Source organism: Streptomyces flavofungini (assembly GCF_041028215.1).
GTDB classification, from domain to species: domain Bacteria; phylum Actinomycetota; class Actinomycetes; order Streptomycetales; family Streptomycetaceae; genus Streptomyces; species Streptomyces flavofungini_B.
The window spans coordinates 1-1,452 of sequence record NZ_JASKYR010001239.1; the positions used below are offsets into that span (position 1 = coordinate 1).

At 72.2% G+C, this 1,452-nt stretch carries 2 protein-coding genes; one reads left to right on the forward strand and one right to left on the reverse strand.

From position 1 onward, the window contains the following. Window positions 1-114 precede the first annotated feature (114 nt). Window positions 115-681: a DJ-1/PfpI family protein gene (locus AB8Z36_RS40060; RefSeq protein WP_369218277.1), complete on the forward strand. Its 567-nt coding sequence runs from the start codon at window positions 115-117 to the stop codon at window positions 679-681. A gap of 134 nt (window positions 682-815) precedes the next feature. Here the strand turns inward: AB8Z36_RS40060 and AB8Z36_RS40065 are convergent. Then, window positions 816-1,452: HAD family hydrolase (locus tag AB8Z36_RS40065; RefSeq protein ID WP_369218278.1), on the reverse strand; the 637-nt coding region annotated here is incomplete at its 5' end.

Consider the following 1,452-nt stretch of genomic DNA (forward strand, 5'->3'; position numbering starts at 1 on the left):
CCCCTGCCCGCCCCCTGACCGCCCTCTTGGCAAACCGGACACGGGCATGCACGTTGAGCAGGACGGAAAACGGACACGCGCGACGGACGCGACGGACTCGGGGAGCGAACGCCGATGGCAGTCAAGATCCTGATAGTGACCGGTGACGCGGCGGAGTCGCTGGAGGTCCTGTACCCCTACCAGCGGCTGCGCGAGGAGGGCTACGACGTCCACATCGCCGCCCCCGCACGCAAGAAGCTCCAGTTCGTGGTCCATGACTTCGAGCCCGGCTTCGACACGTACACGGAGAAGCCCGGCTACACCTGGCCCGCCGACCTCGCCTTCGCCGAGGTGGATCCCGGCCAGTACGCCGCCCTGGTGATCCCCGGCGGCCGGGCCCCGGAGTATCTGCGCAACGACCCGGAGCTGCGCAAGATCCTCAAGTCTTTCTTCGACGCGGACAAGCCGGTCGCCCAGATCTGCCACGGCCCGCTCCTGACGGCGGCCATCGGCAGCCTGAGCGGCCGCCGCGTCACGGCCTATCCGGCCCTGGAGATGGACATGCAGGCAGCGGGCGCGACCTACCAGGACGCGGAAGCGGTGGTGGACGGCACCCTGGTCTCCTCCCGCGCCTGGCCGGACCACTCGGGCTGGATGCGCGAGTTCCTCACGGTGCTGCGGGCGAAGGCGCCGGTGACCTGATCCGGCGGCGAGGGCGGGCCCCTGGCCCCGGGTGACCTGCCGCGGTTCTACGGGGACCCCGGCGCCTGCGGGCGAAGGCGCCGGTCCCGATCCGGCGGCGCGGCGGGCCCCTGGCCCTTTGTCGGCCGGGGCGGTCAGGCCGCCGCCAGRCGCTCCGCCTCGACCACGGCCTCCGCCAGGCTGTCGACGACGGGGACCCCGGCGGTCTCCAGGCTGCCCCGGCTGTGCGAGCCGCCCGTGTAGAGCACGGCGCGGGCGCCCACGTGCGCGGCGGCGACCGCGTCGTCCACGGCGTCGCCGATCACGACGACCCGTTCGGCCGCCGCGACGACCCCCTCCAGGGCGGCGAGGTGCCGCGCCATGCGCTCGGCCTTGCCCGCGTGGGAGGTGTCGGTGCGCCCGTCTATCCGTACGAAGTGCTCCTGGATGCCGTGCTTGCGCACGATCGGCACCAGGTGCTCGTGCGGGGCGAGCGACAGCAGGGACTGCGTACGCCCGCCTGCCCGGCGCTCCGCCAGCAGCTGCGCCGCCCCTTCGGCGAGGCCGCAGGTCTCCGCCCGCGTCCAGTAGTGCTTGTGGAAGACGGCGTCCATGATCTGCCATTCGCTGTCGGTGGGCAGCCGCCCCATCAGCCGCTCGTAGAACCGCGGGATGGGTACGCAGTACAGCTCGCGGTACCGCTCCAGCGTGATCGGCTGGAGCCCGAGCTCCGCGAAGGACGCGTTCGTGGCCTCGATCACCGCATGAATGTCATGCAGCAGAGTCCCGTTC